General features: G+C 36.5%; 11 protein-coding genes. All 11 read right to left on the bottom strand.

The genetic code is table 11. The features are described 5' to 3' along the window. Positions 1–55: 55 nt before the first annotated feature. Positions 56–1,381 (bottom strand): YheC/YheD family protein, encoded by a 1,326-nt coding sequence (locus V7161_RS04940; RefSeq protein WP_335442740.1) that lies wholly within the window; start codon positions 1,379–1,381, stop codon positions 56–58. Next, positions 1,378–2,724 (bottom strand): YheC/YheD family endospore coat-associated protein, encoded by a 1,347-nt coding sequence (locus V7161_RS04935; protein ID WP_335442738.1) that lies wholly within the window; start codon positions 2,722–2,724, stop codon positions 1,378–1,380. The genes V7161_RS04940 and V7161_RS04935 overlap by 4 nt, the downstream gene beginning before the upstream one ends. Then, on the bottom strand, positions 2,642–4,084 hold the full coding sequence (locus tag V7161_RS04930; RefSeq protein WP_335442736.1) for a YheC/YheD family endospore coat-associated protein: 1,443 nt from the start codon (positions 4,082–4,084) through the stop codon (positions 2,642–2,644). Before V7161_RS04930 ends, V7161_RS04935 begins: the two co-directional genes overlap by 83 nt. Then, positions 4,065–5,135, bottom strand: a complete 1,071-nt coding sequence (locus V7161_RS04925; RefSeq protein WP_335442735.1) for a YheC/YheD family protein — start codon at positions 5,133–5,135, stop codon at positions 4,065–4,067. The genes V7161_RS04930 and V7161_RS04925 overlap by 20 nt, the downstream gene beginning before the upstream one ends. Positions 5,136–5,295: 160 nt before the next feature. Then, a complete protein-coding gene (locus V7161_RS04920; RefSeq protein ID WP_335442734.1) occupies positions 5,296–6,000 on the bottom strand; it encodes a hypothetical protein in 705 nt (234 codons plus the stop codon). A 21-nt stretch (positions 6,001–6,021) separates the two neighbouring features. Continuing rightward, a complete protein-coding gene (locus V7161_RS04915) occupies positions 6,022–6,429 on the bottom strand; it encodes an NUDIX hydrolase (RefSeq protein WP_335442732.1) in 408 nt (135 codons plus the stop codon). Beyond that, complete coding sequence (locus V7161_RS04910; RefSeq protein ID WP_335442730.1) at positions 6,416–8,287, bottom strand: 2-aminoethylphosphonate aminotransferase; 1,872 nt, start codon at positions 8,285–8,287, stop codon at positions 6,416–6,418. Before V7161_RS04910 ends, V7161_RS04915 begins: the two co-directional genes overlap by 14 nt. Beyond that, positions 8,280–9,410 carry a phosphonopyruvate decarboxylase gene (gene aepY, locus V7161_RS04905; protein ID WP_335442728.1) on the bottom strand — a complete coding sequence of 377 codons (1,131 nt, stop codon included), beginning with the start codon at positions 9,408–9,410 and terminating at the stop codon, positions 8,280–8,282. Before aepY ends, V7161_RS04910 begins: the two co-directional genes overlap by 8 nt. Continuing rightward, entirely contained in the window at positions 9,397–11,001 is a 1,605-nt protein-coding gene (aepX, locus tag V7161_RS04900) for a phosphoenolpyruvate mutase (RefSeq protein ID WP_335442726.1), read from the bottom strand. The genes aepY and aepX overlap by 14 nt, the downstream gene beginning before the upstream one ends. Before the next feature lie 28 nt (positions 11,002–11,029). Then, on the bottom strand, positions 11,030–12,436 hold the full coding sequence (locus tag V7161_RS04895; RefSeq protein ID WP_335442725.1) for a Mur ligase family protein: 1,407 nt from the start codon (positions 12,434–12,436) through the stop codon (positions 11,030–11,032). Between the two features lie 13 nt (positions 12,437–12,449). Further along, positions 12,450–13,850, bottom strand: coding sequence for a UDP-N-acetylmuramoyl-tripeptide--D-alanyl-D-alanine ligase (locus tag V7161_RS04890; RefSeq protein ID WP_335442723.1), 1,401 nt, complete (start codon positions 13,848–13,850; stop codon positions 12,450–12,452). Positions 13,851–13,897: the final 47 nt, after the last annotated feature.

The raw sequence follows: 13,897 nt of genomic DNA, 5'->3' as shown, positions 1-13,897 counted from the left end.
AAATTATGCTGCCATAATTTAAGGGCTTTTAGAAAATATCATTTAAGAGAGCCTTTTACTTGAAGCCGGAAAATGCTTTTGCATAATCAAAAGGAGCCGTTACAACTTTTAAATACAATTGCTTATCTGAATTTATTAATGCTATATGATCTTTTAAAGGACTTATAGTTATCAGCCATAATTTCTGTGTCTCATCTAAAATTATGTGAATTCCCATTTCAGCGTAGTTCCCACCAGATTTCTCTAGATTTTTACAAATATAGATACAAAGCTCGATAATTTCCTGTTCCTTTAAAAAAACCTCTCTTTCATCCATTTGAAATAACTTCCTAAAAGCATCTCTGGCATTTAATGTAAATGCTGTTTTACTGGAAAAAGAAGGTGTACTTCCAATTTCACTAAATTGAGCAGCAATATAGGAACATTTCCAATCCATCCTTGCATTTTTTTGCATCATAACAATAAAATCCAGCCAACGTTGATCGTATCTCTTAACAGGAACAGCTTGCTGAACTAGATATCCTCCATTCGATAACACGGCGTTTAGAAATTCCTTAGCTTCATCACAGCTATCAAAATTATTTTCCAATGTAAAATAATCGATGAATCGATATCTTTCACCCGTTTTTACTACCTTAAAAAAATTTTGTCCCTTTCCTGCTTCGACCGGCTTAATATATGCGGATCCAAATTCTGCTAACAGCTCATCGAGGTTTTGTATGTCTTCTAATAACACAGTAAATGGCAAGTGTTCTAGAAGTTGTTTATCATCGTGAAGCCATTCCCATAATTCCCACTTATTACATAATTTCGTGGAAACTATAGAATCTCCGAAAATCGAAACCATTTGATCATAATCCGTTTTGTTTACATCAATATGAAGGTATAAGCAATCAGGAAATGGAAATGTACCAAACTTCCAGACAACTTCTTCTCCATTACCCTCCCCCTGGTAATAAAATCCCTCGATAGTTTGATTAGAATAATTAATGCTATCAGCTGCACAAATAAAAAGGAGGCCCTTAATATGGTCATAGCTTGTAAAATAATTTAAATATTGATTTAATGCCTCAATGTTCATATCCTGTTTTTCCCTAAAAGCAAGAAAACCAATGACAGGACCAAGGTGAATATTCCTGCCTTGAATTTTCATCTCATATTGAAGCTGATCAGGAAGTTCAAAAGGTAATATTAAAGCACTAGCCATTCCAATAACATAATCCGGCAAGTCTTTTTGGAACTCAACGTTAACCTCTTGTCTCCACTTACCTATGTTCACGATCATCCTACGATGCCGGGCTTCCCCGATTTTCAACAAAGCTTCAGGAAGAAGCATTAGTTTTTCGTTTATAGTTGACATTCTTTTTATATATTGACTCATGGCAAATCCTCCGGAAAACCAGCAAGTCTTTTTGCATATAACATATTCAGCCGTTTGATTTGATAAAAAAGTGGTCTGTCATTGATATCAAGAGCGAACAATGGACTAGGATTCAAGTTGTTCATTTCAATAATCCATATGTTTTTCGAGGTGTCAATCGCGATATCTACCCCTAAATTTCCACAATGTACCCCACATTCTTCAATTCGGTCCGCAGCCTTAAGTATGATTCTATTAATTTCTTTCCGGAACCTATAAACCTCTTCATCTGACAAACCGAATATTTTTTGAATCGTAATTTCTCCAATTTCAGCAGTACCTCCAGCAAGAATATTGGTTACTATGCTGCCTTGCTGTCCATATTTTGCAACCATACACATATCTTCCCAAACTCCAGATTGGTTTTTTACCATAACAATACGGAAATCAATTTTTCTGCCATCATAGGAGATTAAGTCAAGAGCCTGCTGGAGAATAATGGTTTTCCTCTTAAACTGGTCCTTAAAATAGGAGTCAAGCTCTTGAATGCTTGAAAATTGCTTTTCATACGGAACACCATTTTGATGATATTCTAACTTCAGTCCATTTATCTCATTTTTTGATACCTTAAATATCCGGTCACCCATGCTGCCATGAACTGGTTTAACAAAGATTTCATTATACATTCCAAGGAGATAATCAATATCTTCGGCATGGTTATAAATCATGGTTCTAGGCAGATAGGGAATTATCTCAGATGATTCACTTAACCATTTATACATCTCCCATTTGTTAAACACATAACTGTTAAAATAACGACTGCCATATACAGTTTGAAAATGATTTCGCCAATCTTTATTGAGATAGATAATTTTAAAGACAGATGCAGGATAAGTGTACACTCCTGACTCCCACTTTTTCATTTCCGGATTATATAAATAACCTTCGATCGTCTTTTCAATTGGATTGATCCCTTCGAGTGAGAAGGCTAAGGCAGCTCCTCCGATATGATAATAATCATATATATAATTGGATAAATACTGTACTGTTTCATCCAAACTCGACTTTTTAGATGCTGTAAGGATTCCGATAAAAGGCCCGAGTATTATTTCGTTCATCTCCCGGCGAATCTCATAACCGCAATTCAATGGGATTCTAAAATGTTCAATGACTTCAACTGAAACTTTCAACTCGTTTTCCTCTAAAAAAGAGGATGTTCTAAGCTTTATTTCCAAAGATTGAATACCAAATCGCAGAAACCATTTCTTTCGGGCTGAAATATTATTCCGTTTTGCCATATTCGGATGCATGGTTATGCAGTTTAGTGCATTCAGGTCCGGAATGATGTTGAATTTTGTTCTCATCTTGTACCTCCCTGCCAAAACCTGCCACCTTAGCAGAATATAGAATTGGTTCGTAGCAAATCCGCTGATAAATTCTCTCATCCAACTCTTTAAATCCTTTAAAAGCTGGTCGTACATTCGATTCTATAAACCAAAAATGTTTTTCCTGGTCAAGGGCTAAATCTAAACCAAATTCAGCAAAATGATAGCCTGTTTCATCCATTATTTTGCAATACTCTAGCGAGATTGAGAAAATTTCTTTTTCGATTTGATCTATATCCACTTCCGTACCAAACGCTAGTTCCAATGCCTCATTTAGATAAAGCGCCCTGCCTCCGTTCGAAATATTTGTAATCATTCTGCCCATAGGAGCAAGTCTGCACTCGATACCATTACATTGCCATTCATTGCTCGTGTTTTTTTGCATTACAACTCTGATATCCCATGGTCTTCCATCAATTTTAGCTAATTCAATATATGGCTGGATAATATACTCATTTTGCTGGTATATACCCTTACTTAAATATTCCTCTAATTGAGTATAATGAATAATAATATCGTTATATTGTTGATGATCGTGAATTTTTATCCATCCGTTGGGCTTCTCAGTAATTATTGATATGCCTCTGCCTCTAGAAAGATTTTTTGGTTTTAGTATCACATTTTTATATAGTTGTAGAAACCTTGAAAGATTTGATAAGTTCAATATTTCGGTCTCAGGGATTATGGGACTTAGGGATTCATTATCCTTTATTCGACTGTATAACTCCCATTTATCAAATCTAACGTCATTAAAAACCTTCCAATTTAACTCATCTTTATACTGATTTACAAAATTATTCCGAGAATTAAAACCTCTTCGATAAACGACAGAAGGTAAAGGCAATTTCCCATATTCCCATTTTTGAGTAACAAAATTAAAAAATTGGCCGTAAATACATTTTTCATTCCAATCAATTGAACAAAATCGGAACGCGATGAAGAGTCCACCTACTTGTTGATAGACTCCCATGGCATCCGTAAGCTCCTTCATTCTGCGGTGATGATAATAAAAATGCTGATCACCTAACAAGAAGCCAATTACTGGGCCAATGTGAATCGTCGAATCAGTATAATACATTTGATATGTGGCCGATGTTTGAAGTAGAAGTTCTTCCATCGTTCCTAGAGACATTTGAAAGATTGCTGGATTTTCAAAATGATTTCCTGTCGAAGATAAAACGACAGGATTTGCTTTTATCGTTATAGGGATTTCTTTTTGCCCAAAGATTAGTTTAGTCTTGGTTTTTAGTTTGTTAGCCATTTCAATTGAAGTGTAAATAATATGTTGGAATTGATTTGAAGTATCTGCAGCACCTCGCTCAACTTTGATCCAATCCATCTGGCTGCACCCTTTTCGTAACAAAATTATTCCTTTGATAATACAGATAATTAAATGAATTATTTAGAAGTGTTAATTGAGTTTCGAAATCTAGGAGTTGAAAGAAGTTTTGATCTTGTTCGAAACCGCTAATATGAATCAGATAGGGGCAATTATTTTCGTCAAAAATAAAGTCAAATGTATAACTTCCAATAAATGGGATGTAAAAATCTAAAAACCTGCCGATTTGGATCGAAATGTCTGATAGTTGTTCTTCGTTTACTGGACTTATTAAATCGCCTGTCGCATCGTTAGATTTAGAATAAGACAACTCTTTTCTCGAAAAAATCCCTTTTTTAACTGCTATAACTGTACTGCACCATTCGCCCTTCTCACTTTTCTGCAAAAGTATCTTTGTCTCTAATGGATCATTTCCGATTCTCAAATGCTCGATGCCTTTAAATATGATATATTTCTTTTTGTTTATCATTTTTTTTATATAACTAACCAAATCGTCCTCTTTTCGCAATTGCCCATTTTGTCCAATGTAAATCATATAGTCATTGTTCTGAAATTTTTTGATTACAACAGCTTTTGGCGGGAGAAATGAATTTTCCGGCAGAAGGAAAAATGTATCATATTTTTGATCATAATCGATGAAGGTAGAAGTATTAAATGATTTTGATGGCAAGAGATAAGGCCGAAAGGATGGACAAGATGCTAACATTTCGAAAATGATTCCTTGTATGAATCGATTTACTGGATTTATAACAGTAATAGCCTCCAATTTCCTTAAGTTGCGCATTTTATCAATTTTATCGACTGTTGAATGAAGAGCAAAATTATAAATATAAGCTGGTACTTTACATGGTCCTTGACTAATATTGTCACCTGCAATCATTGTACCGGTAACAGCCAGTTCTTCTAGATCCAAATGACCTAATGTAAAGAGAACAATTTTTATATTTTTACTTTTTGACAAATGTCTAAATTGATCGATCATCAGCTTAAAAAGCTGCTTTTGCTTTTTTTCATGATATATGAAACCAAAATCAGCAGTCTCGAGTTGCACGGTCTACACCCCTTTTGTTGCAACGGGTAACAAAGTAAATACTTTATTTTATGAAAAGGATTCATAAATGTATGCCCAAAACCCAAAACCATTAGCAAAATCTGTTAAATAAAATCTAGGACTTGATAACGTAGAGTAATTGATTGCAATAATCATATTATTAAGGCATGATTATAGGATTTTGAGGCGGTAGAACATAACTCTTCGGAATTACTGGCCCTTTATCTTTGTGACCAGAAATTTTCAAACCAGGGGTCCACGAGCCTTCCGGAAGTATTCGTTGGGCATTATAGAAATGCTTCCCATACCAGTGTTTATATTTACTGATAATCCCTATGGCCGTTGGTGCGCCTGTTGCTGTGCAGATTACAGTTGGTTTCCCGTCAATTTGCCCCATAAATATTCCAACATGACCGATGAAATATGTTCCGTCAGCTCTTTCCTTCCACCACGTTAAAATATCTCCCAACCGCAGATTTTCTACACCTTCTAGCCCCCAATATGAACCAACCAGTTTAGGATGGACACCTTCTACTCTTCGACCGATTTCAATTGATTCATATTTTTTGGAGACCCCCGATAATTTAAAGCCAAAATCACCAAAAACTAATTTGGCAAATCCAGAGCAATCAAGAACTCCGTGGGAGTGATAGGAATTGTAGCCATTTCCATACACAGTATAGCCATGATGCATATACCAGATCGCTCTTTCCACAACTTGGTCAGCCAGACTGCCTTTTAAATTTCGAAAGGTTTCCCTATATATATCTACCTTCACCAATTCTTGTCGGACATAGTCCTTGAAATTCTTGTTGTACTTAGCGATTGCTTCTTCCGTAGATAACAAGACATAAGAGACACTCATTTAATAACTCCTTGAAATGAATTAGGATTCGATAATAAACGGATGTGTATCTTCATTTAAGCATTTAATAATTCTTTCCTTATAGGTTTTCCAGGTTACTTTATTTAGTGCCTCTTCAATTAGAAAAAAACCAGCATCCAAGGCATCATCCCCTCCCCTTACCTCGCCGCGGAAGGGGCTGCCTAAAAAAAGAACCGTACATCGGCTGTTTTTTACATCTTGAATCAGTCCGCACATTTTCAACAACTGAATCTCGATTCCAGCCTCCTCCTTCACTTCCCTTATGGCTGCTGAATGTAATGATTCCCCATTATCTACATACCCTCCTGGGAACTCCCAGCCTCTTTTCCAATTTTTCACCAAAAGAATCTCATTTTGATTATTTAGAACTGCAACTGAAACAGCTAACCTATGTTTAGGAAATGCCATTTATCTCGTTCCTTTCAGGACAATAACCTATTTTTATTAAATATTGTTCGAGAAGATATATAAATTTTTCCATGTCATTACATGTAATTTCCCCAATATTTGCAACTCGAAAGGTATTCTGTCCTTCAATCTTTCCTGGATAGATTGTAAATCCTTGATAATAAAAATAATCATGCATATCTTCAAAACGATAGCTAGGGTTATCAGGTTCAACAATCGCAGTAATAATACGGGAATGATGTTCCTTTTTCACTAAATGAGATAATCCCAGCCTTTCTATGCCTTTCATAAGAACTTCCCATGTCTTGGTATATCTCTCATACCTTCTCTCCACTCCCTCAATGATCACTTCTATGATTGCTTGTTTAAGAGCATATAGTGTCTGAACAGGAGGAGTGAACTGCATTTGCTTGGTTTTTAAAAAATGGCGATACTGTGAATAAAGATGAAGATATAAGTTCCTTGGTTTAAGGTGCTGTATCTGACCCAAATCAGCCGTGTTGGCAATAACGAAACTTACACCAGCCATGCCTTGCAGGTTTTTATTAGACGAGGCGGCAAGATAGCTAATATTCATTTGCTCCATGTCGATTGGGATAGCCGCAAATGAGCTCATAGCATCGACAATCAATTGAATGTCATAAGTTCCGCAAATGCGTCCAATTTTCCCGATATCATTTAGCAGTCCTGTTGTGGTTTCGTTATGAACCACGCATAAATGAGAAATTTTCATAGTTGCTTTTTGAATGTAGTCCTCTAACTCAATTAAATCTATCTCTTCATGTGAACTACTTTTGTATTCAAGGTAATTCATCCTATAAACTTCTGCTATCTGACACATCCTTTTTCCGTAAGAACCGTTATTAATGATAAGCACGGCTTCATCACCAATTACAGAGCTTAATATCGACTCAACCGCTGCAGTTCCAGACCCACCAAATAATACGGCATTATAATTGGTCGGATCTGCAACCAATTTTGTAAGTTCAGTTGAGATTATTTCCATTACTTCACCGAATTCTTCTTCTCTAGGACAAATGTCTGGAACAACCTGGGCAAATTTTACAGTATCAGTTGTTGTAGCAGGACCAGGATTTAATAATATGTTTCTTTTTACGGGCGGAAAATTTTTTTCTTTCATTTTAATCATTGGATATATAAATTGTTTTGCACGAAGCAAATGCGTTTCATTGTCAATTTCACACCAGATTAAATTATCCAGCTTATCAACATATAATTTAATTTGTTTCGATATGCCAATTAATGCCGATTCATAATCCAATAATTCATTTTTTATAAAACTAGACTTGGCATAGTCACACATTGCGAGAAAAGTTTGATGGGAAATTTTTGAGATTCCCGTTAACTCTGCATCAATAGACTTTAGATCATCTCTTTTTTTAGACATATTTACTAAATGCTGATTTTCATCGATTTCAAGAAAAACTTCATCATTAGAATTTGTAAAACCACTTGCTAAGATGACGTCTGGCTTTTTTTGCTGAACTAAACGATCCAAAGCTTGTTTTTCATAGATAAGGTCACTTTCCAGAAGAAGGAAGTCCTCGAAAACATGCCCCCTCACGTTATAAAGAGTATACATACTGCCCGTTGTTCTATATTTATCATTCCGTACACAGTGAATTTGTGGATATTTTGTAGTCAGCTGCTCATAGAATTCAGACAAATGCCCAGTGCCTATGATAATCGTCTCTATACCTGACGCCAGTAACTTTAAAATAGATTGCTCAATAATGGGCTTGTCATCCAATTTTAGAAAACCTTTTGGCAGGTTTTCTGTTTTTTCACGGAGTCGGGTTCCCATACCCCCAGCTAAGATAACGGCCGTTTTAACCATCCAGGAACACCTTCAATCTCTCTTTTACTTCATGTGGCTTCATTTTTGGTCTGCCTAGATTTTCTTTAGATCCTTTTGCAATGTTAATATAAAGAAAGGTTAGTTGTTTGTCTTTCTTCCAAGCATTTATTTGGGCTTCTAATTCCGTCAGGTTATGGATGTGAATAGAATTTGAGTAACCGGAAGCTGCAGCAATGTCAACGAATTGTACATTGTGGGATACCGTTAGTTGTCCGCCCGTGGAATCATGAGTATTATTATCTAATAGAATATGAAGCATATTTTTGGGAGCGTAGTATCCATTTGTTGCAAGACTTCCCATCCGCATCAAAAGGGCCCCATCTCCTTCAATGACAACAATTTCATGATCCTTTTTAGTTATTGCAAGACCGAGGCCAATCGAACTTATACAGCCCATTGAACCAACCATATATAGGTTATTGGGTAAATCCTCAACTTCATAAAGCTCTCTTCCCGTTTTTCCTGTAGTCGCTAATTGTACAGTTTTTTCTCCTTTTAAAGAATTAATTAGCTTTAATGTTTCAAATCTTGTAGGAAATTCATTTTCTTTAGTTTTCATTATTTTGATATCATTTTGGTTTGAAAGTTGTTTTTGATCATTTAAGGGTTCCTTCTCAAACGTATTTTTTTTCACAACAAAAAAGAAAGATTGATTGTTTTCGAAAAAAGCATTTGCCCTAACTAATTGCTTCTTTGCCTCGTCGAAATCACTTGATAGATACTCCCATTTAATATTCATAAGGTCCAGCATTTCTGTCGTAATACAACCCATTAACTCATGTTGTGGTTCATCTGGAATACCTGGCTCCCCTCTTAGGCTGACAAAGCCAAGAACAGGAAGCCGGAAGGGGAAATTTAGGGATACCAATGGCGAAATGGCATTGGTTAACCCAGAATTTTGCATGAGAATAACTGGTTTTTTTCCACCGAGATAAGCTCCTGCAGCAATAGCAACTACTTCTCCCTCATTGGTTGCTGCAATATAATCACAATCATTAATCGCATAGTTAATTAAATTCTTTAAAAATGAACAAGGGACGCCTGTGAAAAAATCAAAACCATGCCTTCTTAATTCATTGCCAAATTCTTTAGTGCTTATCAAACAAATCACCTGCTTTATGGAGATCTTTGATCGTATCAATATCAAGCCATGAACCCTTAATATATTTCACGGCAATTGGATATGAAAGGCTAATGTGATTAAAGAGGTCCGCCATGGTCAGTTGTTTAAAGTTTTCTCTTTCAGATAAATCTGCAAGAGCTTTTTTTACAATGTTAGAACCGTTTTTGTTTACCTTCCAAAGACCGATAAATTCTCCATGGATTTCTTTGTCTTTTAAGTCACCGGACATTTTAGTAAATTTAACAGTACTGGAATATAGCTTTTTGGAGTATGGAGTGGAAGTAGATACTAAGTCGCGATCATTGGTAATGGTTTCTACATCTGCGTCTACAATGAGGGTAATGTCACTCATATCATTTAAGAGGTCGTTAAGAATATAATTTTTAAAAATAATATCTCCATAGCTTATGATCGTATTTTCTTTAATTTTTTCCCGAGCTAGATATAAGGAATATAGTTCCTTCGTTTCCGAATATAAATCATTATCAATCACTGAAAAATTGGCTGCAGTAACCCTGTCTTTCGCAAATCCCCTGACTACGGAAATATCTTTAATACCAACATTGTTAAATTCGTCCACCTGAATTGATAGAATTGGTCTTCCCCCGACCTCTAATAAGGTTTTTGGGATTTCATCAGTCAGATCTTCCATATCCCCGCGGCTCGCTGCCAAGATGACTGCATTTACGTTCTTTCCAGAGGCAGGTAGATATCTTTTTTCCGCTCTCTTCAGCTCATCCGCTCCCTGTATTCGAAATACTTCATCAACTGAAACAACCTGTTTTTCAATATTGATTAGACTTTCTTCTTCAAAGATTTGCTTTGTGGTTTTTTGCATGGCTGTTATCGCTGACCTAAGATTATGATTTGCCCATATAACAAGGTTAGCACCCAATTCTCTAAACTTTTGGGTTGGAACTGTATAGTATTTCGTTGGTACAAGTACGACGGGCAGTCTGCCGCCCCACTCCTTCATAAAGGCCTCAATCTCAGTTATATCGCTTCTCTTGCTATGCATTAGGATAGCATCGGTTCCGGCCTGGCGATATGCCTCGGCCCTCCTAAGCGCCTCACTAAGGCCCCAGCCGGCAATAAAGGCCTCAACTCTAGAGACGACAACAAAGTCATCATCCATTTGACTATCCTTCATTGCTTTAATTTTGCCACAAAATTCTTCTATATCGGCTAAGGGCTGTGTCTCTCCGCCGATAAAAGAATTAGTTTTTGGGAATAATTTGTCCTCAATACAAACTCCGGCAATTTGTCTGGACTCTAATTTTTTTACAAGTCTTCGCGCATTATTAAAGTTACCGTATCCTGTGTCGCCATCGAGAAGAATGGGAATGGAAGTTGCTTCACTCATAAAGTCCAGCGTGTCGAGAACTTGTGTCCATGATGCTTCGTTATTATCACGGACTCCCATTGAAGCTGATATGGATAACCCGCTCCCCCAAATTCCTTTGAAGCCCGCTTCTTCTACAATTTTTGCTGATAAACCATTGTGGGCTTCCATAATATATTCCAATTCGCTGAAATTAATTAGGTTTCTTAATTTTGTTGTCTTCTTCATTGCTATCTCCCTTTCAGTTGTAAACAATTCATTGGCCTTTATCCAGGATTTTTTGCTTTAACTCTTTGAAGGAGTCCTGGACCATGACTCGGTGGGGTATTTTCATCAGAAGGGCAGTATTTTGATTTAAATACGGTTCAATTAATTGATAAATTTCTATACCATTTTTGCAAAAATGGACTTTACTAGGATCCATGCCGATTTCAAGTGCTTTCCTGCCGATTTCTGCTGCTTCATCGCCTACAATTACGAGATGATCAAGGTTCGTTTCGACTGCTTTTTCTCCCATTCTTGCATACTGCTCCAGCGCATATTTACTCTCGCCCAACTGAGGCATATAGCCCAAAAAGGCGATTTTCATTTTTGTACTTGAAGTTTCTTGCAATACTTCGAGGGCAGACGCCATGGAAAGAGGAGCAGCATTCCATGTATCATCAATTACCGTGCATCCGCCTGCTCCAATATGGAATTCCAAATGTTCGTTCATTTGTTCAAATGATGACATTCTCTCACAACAATCCTTTACATCCATCCCTGCAGAAGAAGCAGCTGCAATGGAAGCAAGGGCATTATAGACATTGGGTTTGCCGTAGCCGGGGACAAAAACAGGAAAAGTTTGATTTTGATGAGCCAGTAAGAATTTCATTCCACTTTCTTCATATTGAACATCCTTAGCCTGAAAGTGACAGCCGTCGCTCAAGCCAAAATAAATGACATGCTGATAACCGTTAACATCCAACACTTTTTTTATGTTTTCATCGTCTGCGTTCAATATGATGATACCAGTTTGAGGATCCAGCCCATTAATGATTTCTGCTTTTGCCTTCATATAGGCTTCTGGTGTTTTGCTATCTGTTAAGTGGTATACGTCAATGTTTAGAAGGATTCGAATTTGAGGTTGGAAATATTGGATTGTATTAGTTAGGTAACCAGGTGAGGCAACAGGCATTTCAAATACGGCTGCTTCTGTTTCATCATCGATTCCAAGCAAATATTTTAAATTAAGGGCTCTTTGATTATTACTTAGAAATGTAGAATGGACTTTATAGCGATGTCTTAAGATATGTTTTACCATTTGTTTTGTTGTTGTTTTTCCGCATGTTCCCGTGATACCAATAACAGGTATCTGAAAAAGTTGGCGATAATAGGAAATGAATTTCCAGTATGCTTTTTCGATATTTGAAATTTTTATGATAATAACATCCTCTGACAAATCTTTGAACTTATCAGGGAGTTCAGTCACCACCACAACAGATTTGTATTTATTAAATAATTTCTTTTCAATTTTCATATCATGATAGCGATAAAAAAGTAGGGTAAAGTCTTTTATTTTTTTAGGTCGATAAACAACATTCCGAATCAAAGGGTTCCTCGACCCATTAACATTGGTACCGCCTATCTGTTCAAGAATATCTTGGAGAAATAGAGGTTTCATACCGTTCCCCCCCTCATGATTCAATGATTTTTGATTTTAGCTCTTGAAATGAATCTTGAATCATAACTCGATGGGGAAGTTTAAGAAGTATTATCGAATCCTGGTTCAAATAGGGTTGAAGAATTTGATAGAGTTCATTCCCATCGTTAGAAAAGAATACATTACTTGGGTCCATCCCAAGTTCTATTGCTCGACTTCCAATTTTTTTTGCCTGATCGCCAATAACAATTAGTAAATCCAACTTGGCATCTAATGCCCTGCCACCCATCTTGGCATACTCTTGCTGTGCATAATCTCCATCGCCAAGCTGAGGCATATATCCTAAAAGCGCAATTTTTCTTTTGGAACCTGATATTTCATCCAATACCTGAAGGGCTGATGTCATGGAAATGGGTGTTACATTCCACGTATCGTCAATGATCGTTGCTCCTCCCACCCCATTCTTGAACTCCAAATGTTCAATCATATGGTTGAACGTGGCCAATTCTTCGCAGGCCTCTTTTATTTCTACACCTGCGCTCGAAGCAGCAGCAATGGCAGCAAGTGCATTATATACATTATGTTTTCCTCTTCCAGGTACGAAGACAGGATAGGATTGATTCTGATGGTGTAGTGTAAACCGAATACCTTTAGAGTCGGAAGTCACGTTTTCCGCTCGGTAGTGACAGCTCTCACTTAAGCCAAAATATTGAATAATTTTTGTAAACTTACTTACATCAATCTTTTTTATGTTCGTATCATCACCATTTAGGATCAGTGTTCCATTCACTGGATCTAAATCATGAAGAATTTCGGCTTTTGCTTTCAAATACCGTTCAGGTGTTTTACAACCCACTAAATGATAGACATCAATGTTTAATATCATCCTTATATTCGGACGAAAATATTTCAAATAATCCAGAATATCACCAGGGTAGTCTACACCCATTTCAATAACAGCTGCTCCAGTATTCTCATTAATTCCAAGTAAATATCTGTGACTTCGATGCCCTCCATTAAAGCTTTTATAGGTTGCTTGGACTGTATAACGTTTTTCAAGGATATGTTTAAGCATTTCCTTCGCTGTTGTCTTTCCTGCAGTACCAGTAATTCCAATTATCGGAATACTGAAAAGACTTCGATAATAATCAATGAACCTCCAGTAAGTAGCTTCAATGTCATCCACTTTAATTATCGTAATTCCATCTCCAAAGCGGGAAAAATCCTTTGGTTTTTCTGTTATAACAATTACAGGAGTTGATTTACTAAATACATTAGAGTCAATTTTAGATTTTGTATATAGGTCGATGAGAAGGGTATTAGAGCCGACCTTTGAAGGTTTCGTAACTACATTTTTTATGAGAGGATTACCCTCTCCCTTTACCAATACACCACCAATTATCGGGCTAATCTCATTTAAATAAAGTTCTTTCATCTCCTGCTCCTTTCTTCATATTTTTTTATATAGTTTAAAATTATCCA

It is taken from the genome of Neobacillus drentensis, from assembly GCF_036965425.1.
Classification (GTDB): domain Bacteria; phylum Bacillota; class Bacilli; order Bacillales; family Cytobacillaceae; genus Neobacillus; species Neobacillus drentensis_F.
This window is presented reverse-complemented; position numbering and strand designations above follow the sequence as displayed.